The sequence below is a fragment of the Croceivirga radicis genome, from assembly GCF_002072105.2.
GTDB classification, from domain to species: Bacteria; Bacteroidota; Bacteroidia; order Flavobacteriales; family Flavobacteriaceae; genus Croceivirga; species Croceivirga radicis.
The window spans coordinates 102,309-119,194 of the sequence record NZ_MTBC01000005.1 but is presented as its reverse complement, the minus strand read 5'-3'; the positions used below and the strand labels follow the sequence as shown (position 1 = coordinate 119,194).

General features: G+C 36.3%; 12 protein-coding genes, 2 tRNA genes and 3 pseudogenes. 11 read left to right on the top strand and 6 right to left on the bottom strand.

Annotation, left to right across the window (positions count from 1 at the left end):
- Positions 1 to 3 precede the first annotated feature (3 nt).
- The 9 genes and pseudogenes from BUL40_RS09340 (at position 4) to BUL40_RS09310 (ending at position 6,968) form a co-directional block, all read left to right on the top strand.
- Complete coding sequence (locus tag BUL40_RS09340; RefSeq protein ID WP_080319036.1) at positions 4 to 1,125, top strand: glycosyltransferase family A protein; 1,122 nt, start codon at positions 4 to 6, stop codon at positions 1,123 to 1,125.
- A 12-nt stretch (positions 1,126 to 1,137) separates the two neighbouring features.
- A complete protein-coding gene (locus tag BUL40_RS09335; RefSeq protein ID WP_080319035.1) occupies positions 1,138 to 1,977 on the top strand; it encodes a lantibiotic dehydratase C-terminal domain-containing protein in 840 nt (279 codons plus the stop codon).
- A gap of 251 nt (positions 1,978 to 2,228) precedes the next feature.
- On the top strand, positions 2,229 to 2,768 hold the full coding sequence (locus BUL40_RS09330) for a glycosyl transferase family 90 (RefSeq protein WP_080319034.1): 540 nt from the start codon (positions 2,229 to 2,231) through the stop codon (positions 2,766 to 2,768).
- Positions 2,769 to 3,012: 244 nt separating this feature from the next.
- The gene (locus BUL40_RS09325) at positions 3,013 to 3,654 is read left to right on the top strand and encodes a DUF707 domain-containing protein (protein WP_080319033.1); all 642 of its coding nucleotides are present in this window, start codon (positions 3,013 to 3,015) and stop codon (positions 3,652 to 3,654) included.
- Positions 3,655 to 4,773, top strand: coding sequence for a UDP-galactopyranose mutase (glf, locus tag BUL40_RS09320; RefSeq protein WP_080319032.1), 1,119 nt, complete (start codon positions 3,655 to 3,657; stop codon positions 4,771 to 4,773).
- Between the two features lie 116 nt (positions 4,774 to 4,889).
- Positions 4,890 to 5,027 (top strand): annotated as a pseudogene (locus BUL40_RS15940) (DUF6734 family protein); the annotation flags it as partial.
- 126 nt (positions 5,028 to 5,153) lie between these two features.
- A pseudogene (locus tag BUL40_RS15935) lies at positions 5,154 to 5,345 on the top strand (hypothetical protein); the annotation flags it as partial.
- A 26-nt stretch (positions 5,346 to 5,371) separates the two neighbouring features.
- Entirely contained in the window at positions 5,372 to 6,160 is a 789-nt protein-coding gene (traM, locus tag BUL40_RS09315) for a conjugative transposon protein TraM (protein WP_080319031.1), read from the top strand.
- A gap of 12 nt (positions 6,161 to 6,172) precedes the next feature.
- Positions 6,173 to 6,968: pseudogene (locus BUL40_RS09310) on the top strand (DUF4138 domain-containing protein).
- Positions 6,969 to 7,034: 66 nt separating this feature from the next.
- On the opposite strand, the gene BUL40_RS09305 reads toward BUL40_RS09310, so the two are convergent.
- From BUL40_RS09305 to BUL40_RS09290, 4 genes are all read right to left on the bottom strand, one after another.
- Positions 7,035 to 8,291: a site-specific integrase gene (locus BUL40_RS09305; protein WP_080319030.1), complete on the bottom strand. Its 1,257-nt coding sequence runs from the start codon at positions 8,289 to 8,291 to the stop codon at positions 7,035 to 7,037.
- Positions 8,292 to 8,542: 251 nt separating this feature from the next.
- Positions 8,543 to 8,617, bottom strand: a tRNA-Pro gene (locus tag BUL40_RS09300).
- Between the two features lie 26 nt (positions 8,618 to 8,643).
- A tRNA-Ser gene (locus BUL40_RS09295) sits at positions 8,644 to 8,727 on the bottom strand.
- A gap of 107 nt (positions 8,728 to 8,834) precedes the next feature.
- A complete protein-coding gene (locus tag BUL40_RS09290; protein WP_080319029.1) occupies positions 8,835 to 10,874 on the bottom strand; it encodes an HD family phosphohydrolase in 2,040 nt (679 codons plus the stop codon).
- A 113-nt stretch (positions 10,875 to 10,987) separates the two neighbouring features.
- Here BUL40_RS09290 and BUL40_RS09285 point away from each other — a divergent pair, with 113 nt between their 5' ends.
- Positions 10,988 to 12,163, top strand: a complete 1,176-nt coding sequence (locus BUL40_RS09285; protein ID WP_080319028.1) for an acetyl-CoA C-acyltransferase — start codon at positions 10,988 to 10,990, stop codon at positions 12,161 to 12,163.
- 11 nt (positions 12,164 to 12,174) lie between these two features.
- Positions 12,175 to 12,927: a C40 family peptidase gene (locus tag BUL40_RS09280; protein WP_010519692.1), complete on the top strand. Its 753-nt coding sequence runs from the start codon at positions 12,175 to 12,177 to the stop codon at positions 12,925 to 12,927.
- 53 nt (positions 12,928 to 12,980) lie between these two features.
- Here the strand turns inward: BUL40_RS09280 and BUL40_RS09275 are convergent, their stop codons facing one another.
- A complete protein-coding gene (locus BUL40_RS09275) occupies positions 12,981 to 14,228 on the bottom strand; it encodes a tetratricopeptide repeat protein (RefSeq protein ID WP_080319027.1) in 1,248 nt (415 codons plus the stop codon).
- Positions 14,229 to 14,282: 54 nt separating this feature from the next.
- The gene (gene gyrA / locus BUL40_RS09270; protein ID WP_080319026.1) at positions 14,283 to 16,841 is read right to left on the bottom strand and encodes a DNA gyrase subunit A; all 2,559 of its coding nucleotides are present in this window, start codon (positions 16,839 to 16,841) and stop codon (positions 14,283 to 14,285) included.
- Positions 16,842 to 16,886 lie beyond the last annotated feature (45 nt).

Below are 16,886 nucleotides of genomic sequence, written 5' to 3'. Positions count from 1 at the left end.
CCAATGAAAAGCCTAAAAACAGAAAAATATAAAATATCCTTCTGTACAGTATGTATGAACCGACTGAGTTTTTTGAAACAGACCCTTCCAAAAAACATCGAAGATAACCTGTCGTACGGAAATGTTGAATTTGTTGTGCTCAATTATAATTCAAAAGATGGGATGGATGAATGGATCAGGAGGGAAATGAAAGATTATATGGACTCTGGGGTATTGAAATATATATGGACAAGAAAACCCAAATATTTTTTGATGAGTCACTCAAAAAATGTAGCCCACAAAAATGCGTCCGGGGATATTGTCTGTAATGTCGATGCAGATAACTTTATTGGGCGCGGTTTTGCGGAATACATCAATACGTCCTTTCTTGAAAATGCCAATGTTTATATGGCGGGCGATATCTTAACTTCTGACAAGGGTGGTTTTGGGAGGATATGTATGACAAAGAGTGACTTTGTGAAATTACAGGGATACGATGAAAATATGAAAGGGTACGGTTTTGAGGACCACGACATGAGAAATCGTTTGGAACTTTTAGGAAGAAAAGTGAAGATTATAAATAAGGCTCACCTAACAACTTTGGAGCATGATGATATACTCCGATTGGAGAACGAACCAAATACCCATCACATCAAGGAAATATATTTTAAGAACATTGACCATGCCACTACTGGGTTGTTGTATCTGTTGGATGACCAAACTTTTTTCAAGGGAAACATAGTAGTCAACGCCCTATACAATTCATTATCCATAGACAATCTCTTTAAAGAGAACAGAAACCAGGAAATTGTAAGGAATGGGATGCCCCGTGAATATAGGAACCGTTTGGAAAATGACGAATGGACAACAGGTGAATATTCAAGGAACAATAAGGGTTTAAAACTTTTTCCCAAACAAGGGAAACAAACGGTATTGGTCGAAAATGGAAGAATGTTCCAGAGTCCGGAAAAGGGACGGAACGAAATCTACCATAAAGTCTGGGACAATGACTTGTTCATGGACTTGGTCATGTTCTTTTCACAAATAAACAATAGGATAAAAACAAAAAAGAACTTAGAAGGGAAAGTGCTAACCCCAAATAAAGGAAGTTTTGGCTATGTAACCTTAAATCAACATTATTTATGAAAATACTGGTAAATGGATAAAAATGTAATTTCCGGAATAGGGATTTCGCTTATCTATGGCAAATCTATGTGGCACATATTACTTTGTGAAGGAGTCAAATCCTTTTTGGAAGAAGAAAATATAAGGTCCTATTCTTTAAAGTTGAGCCATGAATCGGGAGATCATATTAGGCTTGTCTTAAGAACAGAAAAAGAAAAATGTAGGGCTTTAGCGGAAAAGGCCAATGTCTTTTTTAAGGATTTTTTTTTCAAGTGGCCATCCTTTAGCAAGGTGAAAAATTTGCGGGAATCGTCGTTATTCCAAGATTTTAAAAATAATACCATCCACTATGGAGCATTTACCTATGAGGATACAATTGAACCGAATGCCACCTTTGAAATCCTATTGAGGGATATATCCTTGATTTTGATCCAGGTATTCCAATCTTACCAAGAGTCGACCTTGGAATGCAACATTGAAATCATGTTGGAACTGCTCACAGTTTTTTGCCATTCTGTAGGTTTTAGTAATAAGGAGGCCATCGATTTTTTTGATTCCCTCTTACAGAAAACGTATCAAAAATATGATTCGGAATCTTTAGAAAAGGTCAAAAAGAATCTTCAAGAGAATTTTGAGACCAATAAAAATGAGATTTGCGGATATTTAAGGGAAAAAGCTTTAGATGTCCAATGGATAGAAACAGCGGAATCATGGGAAAAAAGTTGGGATAGTGCTGTCAAGACATATATAAAAGGTAATGGTGTGTCAAAACGCACGTACCAAGAGCTTATAAACACTTTGGAAACCACTTTCAACTTTAAGGATAACATGATGGTCTATTATCTGTTGTCAAACGGACTTGAACGATTGTAAATGTGGATTTCTCTATAATACATGACTTCCTAAAAAGCAATAAAATAATATTGACCAAAACTAAAGTTTAAAATTAACCTATGTATAATCACCTCATCCTTAGAATGGTGAACATCAGAATAAATATAAATTATGAATCAATATATTGAAGTCTTTATTAACTCTGACCAAAAAGTATCCTTTATTGACCATTTTGGATACGAATCAAGAAGTAATTCAACAATGACCTTGTTTATAAAGAAGCTTTTGATATGATAAAAGATAAAAAAGCTTTAAAAACAACTCATTTTTATATTAATACCAACGATGTCTCGTCAAAAATCAATGATACATTAACCTTTGGATATACAAAATCCAGTGATGTTGTTCCATGTCCTGATTTCACTTTTGATAAATGGATAGAATGTGGTATTACTACTTACAGTAAGACGATAAAAAAAATTATAGATAAAGGAAACAAAAAACATTCCGTCGAAAAACTTTTTTGGATAGGTAACCTTAACACCCAACCACTAAGATACGAACTATTAAGATTGGGCAATCTTTATGATGAAAAAATGGAGATTGTTCCTATGGAATGGAAAAGAACTTTTCCAAAAGGGCATATACATGATTTTACAAAATACCTAAGCCTGGAAGATCATATCGAATACAAATATTTGATAGATTGTGGTGCCCGTGGGTTTAGTGGTAGATTGAAGTTTTTACTCCATACCAATAGACCTTTATTTATAGTTGATAGAAATAAAAACAAACAAGAGTATTTCTATGACCACCTTATTCCTTATTAGCATTTTATCCCTGTAAAAGAGGACCTTAGTGATTTGATTGTACAATTAGAATGGGACAGAAAACAACTACTCAGATGCAATTGCTATTGCAGATAATGCTAGAAACTACGCAATAAAAAACTTAAATAAAAAAAGTGTAATTGATTTTTTCACCAATCAATTAATAAATCATTTGTAATAAAAATTATGTCATGTAATATTAACTTTAGAGTACTTTGTTACCTTCATTAAATAATATATACTTATGAATGAAAATTGTGTGATGGCAGCGGTGGGCAAATCAAGTTTACACCGAGAATGGGTTGATGAAAACTCCAAGTTTGACCTTCATTTGATCATTTACGATGATTCATATGGCTTGTACAAGAATGACACCCCTTATGTTACTACAGACAAGGGATATAAGTTTAAATTGATTTATGACTACCTTTCCAGGAATCCAGATTTAATAGATAGGTATAATTATATATACATGCCTGATGACGATATTTCGATTGATAGTTCCAGTATTAAAAAATTATTCAATCTTATGGATAAGTACCAGTTGGCATCGGCACAGCCAGCAATAGCCAATTCATTTTATTCTTACCCCCATACTACAAAACATAAGGATTCTATACTCCGTTATACCAATTTTATTGAAATTATGCAACCTTGCTTTTCCCAAGAGGCTTTGAAGAAAGTGCTCTTTACCTTTAATGAGACTAAGAGTGGTTGGGGCATAGATTTTCATTGGGGCATAATTCTTGATTATACTCAAATGAATATGGCTATTATCGATGATATCGGTTCTAATCATACCCGTCCCGTACAATCGGACAATAGGGAGGAACTGCATGAGTATATGACCAAACATGATTTAAGCTATGATATATACAGTACCTAAATGAAAAAGTATGATTTTCTAATTGTCGGATCTGGACTATTTGGCTCAGTGTTTGCCCATGAAATGACTAAAATGGGAAAAAAATGTCTGGTCATCGAGAAACGGGACCATAAAGGGGGCAATGTATATTGTGAATCTGTAGAAGGAATAAATGTACATAAATATGGTCCGCATATTTTTCACACAAATGATAAAGGAATTTGGGATTATGTAAACTCATTTGTAGAGTTTAACAACTTTATCTATTCCCCACTTGCTAATTATCAGGGACAGTTATTCAACCTGCCCTTCAATATGAACACGTTTTACCAATTATGGAAAATAGGCAATCCCAAGGAGGTGGAGAAAAAGATTAAGGAACAGATTGAAAAAGAAAATATTACAGCACCACAAAACCTTGAGGATCAAGCTATTAGTATGGTAGGAGCCGATATTTATAATGTATTCATTAAAGGATACACAGAAAAGCAATGGGGGAGAAAGGCCAAGGAACTACCAAAGTTTATCATCAAACGGTTGCCTGTTCGATTCACCTATGACAACAATTATTTCAATGATACATATCAAGGAATTCCAATTGGAGGGTATAATAAATTAATCGATGGTCTTTTGGATGGTATTGAGGTAAGGACAGGAGTCGATTTCTTTAAAGACCGCAATGAACTTATCCAAATTACAGATCGTGTAGTGTTTACGGGCAAATTGGATGAGTTCTATGATTACAAATTTGGGCATTTGCAATACAGAAGTTTACGATTTGAGCATAAATATCTGAACCTGCCAAATTATCAAGGGGTAGCCGGAATAAATTTTACTGATCTCAATGTTCCATATACACGAATAATCGAACATAAACATTTTGAATTTGGGAAGCAAAAGGGGACAGTAATAACCAAAGAATATCCACAAGAATGGTCCTTAGGCTCTGAAGCTTTTTATCCAATAAATGATAGAATGAACATGGAGAGACTCGGTGTGTACCAAAGATTGGCAAAAAAGGAAGAAAAAGTCATTTTTGGAGGGCGCTTAGCAGAATATAAATATTATGATATGCACCAAGTAATCGCCTCAGCACTTTCAAAAGTAAAAAAAATAATACAGGCCGATACAATGCCATAAATTTCACTCTAATATCAACGTCATATTATTTCTTACCATAACTTAACTATATGAAAATCATCCATTCATTCTGATCCAAACCCAGTTTACATAAACACAAACAAGACTTCAGCAACAACAGAAAATTTGGGGGTTGGCTGGAGTACAAGTATTTTTTGATGAGCACCTGTTTGAGCTTGTTGACCTTGAGAAGGGAGAATTCCAATGTTGATTTGTATACCGATGACCATGGATATGACATTTTGATCAATTAGTTGGGACTGCCCTATGGAGATGTTTCCTTAATGCTGAACGATTTTGAAAAGTAAGATCATAGCTATGGATTTTGGGTAAAATAAAGATCATTGAACTGCAAAAATAACCCTTTATCCACGTGGATAATGACGTATTTACTTGGGAGCCTTTTCCAATCCAATCCTAGGGACAACCTTATAGTCCAAAGCAAACATCCTGTTCCAAGTAACTACAAAAATGCACTATCAGAAGTACAACCAAAAATTAAAGAATATCCCACCCATCTTACAAAAAACATAGAAGATTATAAATCGATTGCCAATGTGGGCATTGTTGGTGGGAATGATATTGGTTTTTTTCAGCAATGCTGTACTATGGCAAAAGATTTTTTGAGTACAATGCCCCAAGCATCTATGATGAACGCCTGTTGGACTCCACAGGAGTCTATGACCCCGATTTATTGGATAAAGAAAAGATGCGAATTGTTGATAATATCTATCAACAAGGTCAAATTCAATATTATAAAAGAAAGTTCGAAAACATCACTACCGATAAGGGTCCCTTAAAATCTGCTCAGGATATGATAAAAGACACCACAATCGCTATCGAAGAAAAAGGAACGGAAGTAGTATTAAGGGAATTGGGCTTGGAGCATCAGCTCTTTTTTGCTTCGCACCCCATTGAAAATGATGATTTGAATTCCCTGAAAACTGACCCGTTCATTTATGTTCGTGTTGACGGTAATCAGACGGTCAAAAACAATTACAGGCTGCAGATACGCTTAAACAAAGCCGCAAATATTTATGAAGAGCACTACGCTAAAAATACTCCTATTTATGGATTTGTAAGTTTTAAGCCAAATCGTACCATCATTGATATTGAACATATAAATCATAAGCCGGTAAAACTGAAAGCACACGATTTTCAGGATGGTAGCGAAGGCATCTATATCGAAAATAGTTTTCGTGCAGAAATCACAAATGAACTAATAGGCGATATGGTCGAGGACATTAATATTCCTGGTGTACCACAAGTAAGCGGTATCAAAAATGTTTTCCGTCGCAATCAAAGAAATGTAAGAGTTACCGTATTGGATAACTACCAGCTCATTATAAAAATATCGAAACAAAAAAACAATTTTCAGTTCAACTAAAACCACCTTGCCATGAAAGATACGCTTCTTATTTTACTGTTAACCTCTTGGATTTCCATATCTGCACAGCAACCTTTGGACACTATTTACGCCAATGACCAAAAAAATGTTGCTATGTTCTTCCCTAGCCCAATTCGGCAATCTATTACAGGCGCCTCTCATTTTATATTCACTTATAATTTGGAAAAGGAGCAACACTTAGGATTGCTACAGGCAAAGCCGGGTTTGGAGAGTAATCTACTGGCCGTAACCAGTGATGGTAAGGTATATTCGTATATTTTGAAATATTCCGAAAAACTTTCCAAGTTGAACTATTTCATAAACGAAGAAGAAAGTATAGGAAACGAGGCCCCAGCACTACAGCCAATACAGCAGGTAAAACAACCTCTCATAAGTGATGAAAATCGGATAGCCTATTTTCAAAGAGCTTGCGACTACCTGCTGAAATCCAATTATCAGACTATTAGAGCCAAACGCCAAATGGGCATCAAATTACAGCTACAAAAAATGGTCTATGATGGTTCCGAAGTCTATTTGGTTATAGAGGTTCAGAACAATTCCGGAATTAATTTTGAAATTGACTATTTGAATGTGTATTGAACCAATGGAAACAAGAAACGAAGAGCTTCTTTCCAAGGTTTGAAACAGGAAGTGATTTATCATCAAAAAATACCAAGTATTGGATAGGTTTTCACAACGTTTTGTTTATGTACTTCCTAAATTTGTATTGGGGGATAATGAAAAGTTGCAGCTGGAATTAAAGGAGCTGAAAGGAAGTAGAAAGGTGGTTTTACAAACAAAAATTTGAGAACAGGTATCCTGCGATAGAAATTAAAAGACCAAATCTATTCGATTTGGTCTTTTGATTTTTAGCTTAATTTGATAGTTTGGAAGGGGGTTTACTATCAATGTCGTTGAATTGAGCTCTTAATTGTTGCATATCATCACTTACCTTACGTTCTATAACCTTTGCATAAATTTGGGTAGTGGATATCCTAGTGTGCCCTAATAGTTTTGAGACGGTTTCGATTGGCATACCGTTGCTCAAAGTTACCGTTGTTGCGAAGGTATGCCGGGCGATATGAAAGGTAAGGTTCTTATTAATTCCACAGACATCGGCAATTTCCTTTAAATAAGAGTTTAGCTTTTGGTTATTGATTTTAGGGAATATAGTGCCTTGGGAAATAGATTTCTTATTACTCTTATATTTCTCAACAATTTCTAATGCTTTTGGCAATAACGGAACGCGGATAGGTTTCGTGGTCTTTTCTCGCCGATAATAAATCCAGAGTTCTCCATTAATTCCAATACAGAGGTTTTCTCCTGTCAAATTAATTACATCGATATAACTCATACTGGTATAGCAACTAAACACGAACAAATTTTTTACCAGCTGTAACCTTGTAGTCGTAAATGATTTGTCTTCTATTGCTTTCAGCTCCAGTAAACTTAGAAAACCCCGCTCATTTTTAATAAACTTCGCCTTGAAGTTCGCAAAGGGATCTCGTTCAATCCATCCTAACTTTATGGATAGGTTCACCAACTTCCTGAATCGCTCAATATGCTTCATCACAGTATTGTTCCCCATTCGTTGTTGATGATCCTCCGGGATATAATTTCTAAGGTACTTTTCAAACTGCGTTATAAAGTTATAATCCAGTTCTTTCAAGTATATATCGGAGGTTTTATAAGATTTTAAAAGGAATTTCGAAATGTAGCCTTGGGTAGTATAATAGTTCTTGTGGGTACCCCATTTCAGCTTACCTTTCATATCCTCATTGTGATAGGCGATAATGTTCAGAATGGAATGATTATTTTCATCCTTTCCCAAGTATCGAGCTTTTATAGCCTGCGCGGTAATTAGCTTGTTACCGGCCATCAAATCCCGATAAGAATTAAAAAGAAGGTTATAGGTTTCGTCCAAATAGCTGTTTAGTATTCTCGATTTTTGGCCAGTCCCTTTAGCTCGGTTTTTATGTACATCCCAATCGGAGATCAAAACTTTTCTTTTTAAACTGATGACCGCCCGTTTACCTTTTACCGTGATTCTAGCATAAAGTGATACCTGATTGTCCTTGACTCTGGAAAAATCTGCCCTGAAGAGAATACTGAATGTTGAAGATGTCTTCATGTTTTCGTCTTTTAGTTAACATTTATTTTGTTATCAGACGAAAGTCAAATCACTTATAAATATACATTTATTTAGTCAACGTAATTGGCGTTTTAACAAATAGGTCAACACTTTTATAGTTTTAAATTTGTTGACCTATTCGTTGACGTTTTTATTGGGATTAATTGATTTGTTTTGATATCCTATAAAACGTAAAAACCTGATAATCATACGATTAACAGGTTTTTGTTATAGATTGATACTATAATTTGTCGGGGTGGCAGGATTCGAACCTGCGACCTCCTGCTCCCAAAGCAGGCGCGATAACCGGGCTACGCTACACCCCGAAGGTTATCATTATTTGGAAAAAAAGCGGAGAGACTGGGACTCGAACCCAGGCAGCACTTACGCGCTGACAGATTAGCAATCTGCTCCGTTACCACTCCGGCACCTCTCCAATATTTTTATAAGAACGTCTCTAAAAATGCGGTCGCAAAAATACCATAAGTTGATATACAATGCAACTATTTTAACCGCTTTTTTTAGATAAAATTTATAACTGCCTTATTCTGGGTATTCTACACGTAAATGATAAATGTTGGTTAGCTTCTTTTTAAGCACTTTTTTTACCATTTCTATTTCCTTTAGTGTAATGTCCGCATTAATAAATTGGTCTGCTTTTAATTGTCCTTGTATTATTTTTTCAACAAAATCATTGATAATGGTATAGGTTGGCGACTTTAAACTTTTTGAGGCCGCTTCTACGGCATCTGACATCATCAAAATAGCGGTTTCCTTAGAAAAGGGCATAGGACCTGGATATCTAAAAAAGTCCTCGTCCGTTTCTGGTTCCAAATCTAATTGCTTTTTAAAAAAATAATACACTAACGAATTTCCATGATGGGTTCGTATAAAATCGATAACACGGTCTGGCAGGTTATTCTTTCTAGCCAATTCTATACCTTGGATTACATGGTCTATTATAATTTTTGCACTTTCCTTAGGAGGTAAATCGTCATGCGGGTTTACATTGGTTATCTGGTTCTCCGTAAAAAAAGTGGGCTTGTTCATTTTTCCAATATCATGGTATAGCGCCCCTACTCTAACCAACATTGCATTGGCACCAATTTCATTGGCTGCTGCTTCGGCCAAGTTAGCTACCTGTAAGGAATGATGAAATGTTCCTGGCGCTTTGTTAGCCAACTCTTTTAGTAGTTTAGAGTTGGTATCCGATAATTCGAGTAAGCTAACATCCGATACCAATCCAAAAAGTTTTTCGTATAAATAAATCAACGGTTGCACAAATAAGGTAAGCATCCCATTTAAAAGGAATATTAAAAAGGTAAACCATTGTATATTATCCATATTTCCCTCATGGATAATGTGGAATGCAAAATAACCTAGAATATAAATGAGGGTTATCTGGCCAACAGAGATGAATAGATTGGCACGCTTGTATAACTCAGAAACAGTTAAGATGGTTACGATGCCCGCTATAATCTGTAGAAAAATATATTCAAAACTATTGGGTACCACAAACCCTAAAATCAATATAGTAAGTACATGTACGAACAATCCCAATCTAGCATCAAAAAAGTTTTTTAAGATCAAGGGCAATATACATAAGGGTACTATGTAGACGTAGCCATCCATACGTTTTACCACCAAGGTGGTGATAAAAACCATCAACAATACATTAAAAAAAATGAAAGTAACTTTTATGTTATTTTCAAAGATATCTGGTCTATATTTTTTTAAGAATAAAAGCAACATTACAAGCACCAAGGCCACCAGAACGGCATAGCCCATTAAAATATAATAGTAGTTATCCCTACTCCAAACTTCAGATTCGTACTCAGAACGTAAGGAATCCAATACTAGAAAATTATCTGCATCTACTACCTCACCTTTTGCTATCAATAATTTCCCTTCTGGTATGGAACCCCGGGTAAAAGAAACCTTGCTTAGCTCATCTGCGTATGCCTTATCAGATAATTCTTTGTCATAACCAACATTAGCTTTAATAACGCCTTCTAAAACATTTAAAAGTTGCGTGCGCTGTTCTTTAGGCAAGTTGGCATCTAAATTATTATCTAGAAAAACAGCAGCAGAACCTATGGTAATAATTTGATGTTTACGAATTAAAGTAGCTTCATTGTTTTTAACTAAATAAGGTTGCCCTGTAATCTTGTTGTCTCTAAAAACACCTATTCTGTAAATAGAAGTTAGAAGCGCTTCTCCTAGCTTAAATAACTTTTCTCTTTCACTGGTATTGTAGTTTGCAGCATCAAATACATCGGCAAAATCATTGGCAAATCGTTTTTGAACTTGATTGTATATACTTTGATCAAATACATAATATGCAGCCTTATTAAGCAGCAATTCTTTTTTTTCGGCTTCAATTTCTTCAATGCCCTTACGTATGGAAAAATCAAAAGGGGCATAAAGGTTCTCGTATTGCCAAGCTTTTCCTTTTTGAAAATCAAATTTAAATTTTCCGCCTCTAGGAAAGAAAAAAACAATCAATCCAACCGAAATGGCATATAGAATATACTTGTAAATAAGGGATTGGTTTTTATATAGATTATCTAAAGCGTTTGCCATTTTATAGATTGGTTATCTTCAAAAATAGAAAATTATAACGCAACGTGGACTAGCAAAGTTTACCGCATCATTTCTCTTTATTTACTATTTTCGTGGCACAAACTGAAAAAGACATGAAAGAAGTAGTCATTGTTTCTGCGGTTAGAACACCAATTGGTAGTTTTATGGGTGCTTTAAGCAGCATTCCTGCACCTAAATTAGGCGCAACTGCAATTAAAGGAGCATTGGATAAAATAAACTTGCAGCCAGAAATGGTACAAGAGGTACTAATGGGTAACGTAGTACAAGCGGGGACAGGGCAAGCGCCCGCAAGACAAGCGGCAATTTATGCTGGTATTCCAGATAGCGTTCCTTGTACAACGGTAAATAAGGTTTGTGCCTCTGGCATGAAAACCATTATGCAAGCCACACAAAGTATTGCTTTGGGCGATTTGGATATTGTAGTTGCTGGCGGTATGGAAAATATGAGCCAAATTCCACATTACGTACATATGCGCACTGGCACCAAATTTGGCTCGGCTACCCTAGTAGATGGCATGCAAAAAGATGGTTTGGTAGATGTTTATGATCAACAAGCCATGGGGGTTTGTGCAGATGCCTGTGCTGCCGAATATAGCTTTACAAGGGAAGACCAAGATCAATACGCCATACAGTCTTATAACCGTTCTAAGGCCGCATGGGATAATGGCAAGTTTAAGAATGAAATAGTACCGGTAGAAGTACCTCAGCGTCGTGGAGATGCAATCAAAATCGATGAAGACGAAGAGTACAAAAACGTAAAAATGGAGAAAATACCAGCTTTACGCCCAGCTTTTACTAAAGAAGGAACAGTAACAGCTGCCAATGCATCTACCATTAATGATGGCGCTGCCGCTTTGGTTTTAATGAGTGCCGAAAAAGCCAAGGAATTGAATCTAAAACCATTGGCTAAAATAACAGGTTATGCTGATGCCGCACAAGAACCAAAATGGTTTACTACAGCCCCGGCAAAAGCATTACCAAAGGCATTGGCAAAAGCCAACGTGGCAATAGAGGATATTGAGTATTTTGAATTTAACGAAGCTTTTTCTGTAGTGGCTTTGGCCAATATGAAGCTTTTAGGATTAAATGATAGTAATGTAAACGTAAACGGTGGTGCAGTTTCTTTAGGACATCCTTTAGGATGCTCCGGAGCAAGAATTGTAGTTACCCTTTTAAACGTACTAGAACAAAACAATGCCAAACTAGGAGCAGCAGGTATCTGTAATGGTGGCGGTGGTGCTTCCGCATTGGTTCTGGAACGTCTGTAATACTAATATACATGCAATATGGACTGGCACATTTAAGTGTTATCCCGGTAAGGATAAACCCAGACAATACAGCTGAAATGATCACCCAACTTATTTACGGTGATCATTTTAAGATTAAGGAAGAACGTAAATATTGGTGCCGCGTACAAAATAGATTTGACGGCATAGAAGGCTGGGTTCTTAATGGGCAAATAACCAAAATTGAAGAAAATTCCTTCTTGGCCATAGAGGAACAGCACACCTGTGTTTTATCACAAGATTTGTTTACTTACATATCTACTAAAAAAGATGTGTTACAACCTGTGGTCCTTGGCTCTAGATTAGATGTAGCGCCTTTATTGCAACACACTTATGAAGAAGAAGCGCCAACCGTGTTTACCGCTAAGCAAGAATTGGTCAAAACCGCTTTCCTATTTTTGAATGCGCCTTTTTTAAACGGTGGTAAAACTCCTTTAGGCACGGATGCATCTGGATTTACCCAAATGGTATACAGACTAAATAACCTTAAATTGCTTAGAACAACCCAAGAACAGGCAAAACAGGGTGAAGCCTTGAGTTTTATAGAAGAAAGTGAACCTGGTGATTTGGCCTTTTTTGATGACAGCGAAGGAAATATAAATCACGTTGGAATAATTCTACAAGACAACTATATTATTCACGCCCACCATAAAGTACGCATAGACCGTATTGACCATACCGGTATTTTCAACACGGATGAAAACCGCTATTCCCATCAACTTAGGGTCATTAAAAAGATTGTATAAAAAAGCCTCGTTTAAAACGAGGCTTTTTTATTCTGTATAAGACAAAGTAATCCTTACTCCATCATTTGCTTAATTCGCATAAAGTTTTCATTATCACCTAAAGCACCATAAATGTTCTTTAGCTGAGCCAAAATCCCTTCGTTATTAGGTTTTTGCTTTAATGCGTCTTCTAAAATTTTGGCACCCTTTTTAAACAAATCATCTTTTTGCTTCTTTAGTTCATCATAGCGTTGGGTGTCTGCCCTAGAAGTTCCCAAGGTATTCATCTCGTCAATTAAAGCATTACCTTCATTTACGTAAGATGTAGATAAATTAAGCTGTGCGTTAGTATAATCTGGATTAATTTCCAAGGCTCTTTTATAGGCAGCTCGTGCCTCTTCAAGATTTCCTTGCTCCATGTTAATAACACCAATATTGTACAACAAATCAGCGTTATCTGGATCCATTTCAGAAGCTTGGGCCATCAATTCTTTAAACTTATCCTTATCACCCATTGAGTAATAAAGATTTGCTTTGTTCAATACCAAATTAACGTCATTTGGATTGCTAGCAATCGCATCTTCGTAAGCAGCTAAAGCCTCATCGTTTTTACCTTGTTCTTGGTATATTAAGGCAATGTTTTTAACAATTTCTGCCTTTTTAGATTCGGTTTTTTCATCTTTAGGATCTTTATGGGTACCGGCTTTTATGTATAGGTCACGGGTATTCTGGTCCAACTCTTCAACTTCTCCAGTAGCCACATTTACAGCAGTATATTTTACACCGCTACCATCATAGTTAATTTCTTTTAACTTTTCATAATACTTAATGGCTTGATCATAGTTATCAGGACCCGCAGTTACAGCACTACTAGCAGCATAATAAAGGTAGATGGTGTCTTGCGGCCTCATGTTATAAACTTGGTATAACTTTTTTGCCGCAGATTTAAAATTTTTATTTGCGTTGTCTTCTACAGCGGAATTAACCATATCTGCAGACATTTGAGACATTTTTTGCTCTATTTCCGCAGAGTACTTCTTCTTACCACTAGCCTCTTCTATACTAATTGCTTTCTTATAAGCTTCGATTGCAGGATCAAATTCTGACAATTTAGCATGAGCGTCACCTAGAAGGGCATAGTATTGTGCTTGTAATTTTTCATCTGCACCAGAAATACTACCAGAAGCACTCATCAACGCTGTTTTAGCACCAGCAGCATCGCCAGTTTTCATCGCTTTTGCAGCAGTTTTTATTTCATCTTTTTGGGCAACACCTACAAGGGAAACTCCCATTGCAAGTAGCACTAACATTTTACGTTTCATCTTCTTAATTTGTAATTTTAATTTAGTGTTTATTAATCTTTATTAGGCTCTTTTTTATTCGTTATCCGGATTGGACGCTTCTTCAGAACCGTTTTCGTCTGTCTTATTATCAATAGCCGTGCCATCTTCAGATTTCACCTCTATATCCATAACATCAACATCTTCTACGGCATCTTCATCTTTCATCACTTTTGCTACAGCCGCTATAGAATCTTTTCCTTTTAGGTTTATAAGCCTAACACCTTGGGTTGCTCTACCCATAACCCTTAAATCTTCTACACTTAAACGTATAGCGATACCGGATTTATTAATAATCATTAGATCATCAGAATCGGTAACATTCTTTATAGCTACCAAACCACCCGTCTTATCAGTAATAGAAATAGTTTTTACACCTTTACCACCTCTATTGGTTATACGATAATCTTCAATATCCGACCGTTTACCATAGCCATTTTCTGAAACTACTAGTATGTTGTCTTCAAAATTGTTTACCGATACCATACCTATAACTTCGTCTTTATCATCTGCTAATGTAATACCACGTACACCAGAGGCATTTCTACCCATAGGTCTGGTTTTACTTTCTTCAAAACGAATAGCCTTACCAGATTTTAATCCTAAGAAGATTTGACTGGTACCAGTGGTTAATTTTGCCTCTAGCAATTCGTCTCCATCTTTAATAGTAATGGCATTGATACCGTTTTGTCTTGGTCTAGAGTATTGCTCCAAAGAAGTCTTTTTAACCGTACCCTTTTTGGTTGCCATAATTACGTAATGGCTGTTGACGTAATCTTCGTCTTTTAGGTCTTGCGTACAGATAAACGCTTTAACCTTATCATCTGACTCTATATTGATTAGGTTCTGTATTGCTCTTCCTTTAGAGGTTCTACTGCCTTCTGGAATTTCATAAACACGCATCCAGAAACACTTTCCGTTTTGAGTAAAGAACAACATATATTGGTGGTTGGTACCTACAAACAAATGTTCCAAGAAATCCTCATTACGAGTGTTGGAAGCCTTTTGGCCTACTCCACCTCTATTTTGTGTTTTATATTCAGAAAGTGATGTTCTTTTGATATAACCTGCATGAGAAATGGTGATTACCACTTGTTCATCTGGTATCATATCCTCTATGCTTAAATCGCCTCCGGCAAAATTAATTTCTGAACGTCTGGCATCGCCATACTTGTCTTTAACCTCTAGCAATTCATCTTTAATGATTTGCATTCTACGCTCTTTCTTTTCCAAGATATCTTTAAGGTCTTCAATGGTTTTAATCAACTCATCGTACTCTTCCCTTAACTTATCTTGTTCTAGACCCGTTAACTGTCTAAGACGCATTTCTACAATGGCCTTAGCTTGTATTTCGCTTAATTTAAAGCGCTCCATTAAGCTATTTCTAGCTTCCTCTACATTAGAAGAACCACGGATTATTGCAATTACCTCGTCAATATTGTCAGAAGCGATGATTAATCCTTCTAAAATATGGGCGCGCTCTTCTGCTTTTTTTAGTTCATATTGCGTTCTACGCACCACCACTTCATGTCTGTGCTCTACAAAGTGATGGATAATTTCCTTTAGGTTCAATAATTTGGGCCTACCATTGACCAATGCAATATTATTTACACTAAAAGAAGATTGTAATGCCGTGTATTTGTACAGCATGTTAAGTACGATGTTTGGTATGGCATCGCGTTTTAACATGTATACGATTCGCATACCTTTTCTATCGGACTCGTCTCTTATGGTAGAAATACCCTCTATTTTCTTATCATTGACCAAATCGGCAGTTTTCTTGATCATATCTGCCTTGTTAACCTGATAAGGTATTTCCGTAACAACGATACACTCCCTACCCTGTACTTCTTCAAAAGAAGCCTTGGCACGCATAACTACACGCCCACGGCCGGTATGAAAAGCTTCCTTAACACCATCATAGCCATAGATAATTCCTCCAGTAGGAAAATCGGGCGCTTTAATGTGTGTAATTAATTCGTCTATTTCTATATCATGATTGTCTATATACGCTACGGTACCATCCACAACTTCAGATAGGTTATGCGGTGGCATGTTGGTAGCCATACCTACAGCAATACCAGAAGCTCCGTTTACCAATAAATTGGGTATACGTGTGGGTAAAACAGTAGGTTCTTTTAAGGTATCGTCAAAGTTTAGTTGGTGATCTACGGTATCTTTATCAATATCTGCCAACATCTCTTCAGATATCTTACGCATTTTGGCCTCTGTATAACGCATTGCCGCTGGGCTATCGCCATCTACGGAACCAAAGTTACCTTGACCATCTACCAACATATAACGCAAGCTCCATTCTTGGGCCATACGCACCATGGTGTCATATACAGATGTATCGCCATGCGGGTGATATTTACCTAATACCTCCCCAACAATACGCGCAGATTTCTTGTGAGAACTAGAAGACCTTACACCCAATTCATGCATTCCAAAAAGTACTCTACGGTGTACCGGTTTAAGACCGTCTCTAACATCTGGCAGGGCACGTGACACAATGACCGACATTGAATAATCAATGTAGGCAGATTTCATTTCGTCCTCGATGTTGATCGGTATTAATTTTTCTCCTTCAGCCATACTTATTTTGCTAAATTTAATTGCAGTTTAAATATCGTGGCAATA